This window comes from Synechococcus sp. CCY 0621 (assembly GCF_019038465.1).
In the GTDB taxonomy this organism is placed as follows: Bacteria; Cyanobacteriota; Cyanobacteriia; order PCC-6307; family Cyanobiaceae; genus Cyanobium.
Window position 1 is genome coordinate 1 of sequence record NZ_JAFKRH010000082.1, and the last position, 258, is coordinate 258.

General features: G+C 65.5%; 1 pseudogene. It reads left to right on the forward strand.

What is annotated here, in order from left to right:
* Window positions 1-258: pseudogene (locus tag KUG43_RS16705) on the forward strand (hypothetical protein); the annotation flags it as partial.

Genomic DNA, 258 nt, shown 5'->3' on the forward strand with positions numbered 1-258 from the left:
GACCCTGACGGGCCGTCCCGCCAGCTCCAACCAGATCGGCTACGTGGTGCTCGAGGCCAACGAGCTGGCTGGTGCCGACACGCTGCTGGCGGATCTGCAGGCGATCCGCTCTCGCGCCCAGACCCTTTTCTCCACCCTGGAAAGCTCCGACGTCACCCTGGCGGCGGGCACCACGTTCGATCGCGAGATCCTGCTGGTCAACGGCCAGTCGGTTCGTTTCTTCGAGGTGGTCGATGCCAGCCTGGAAGATCTCTCCAG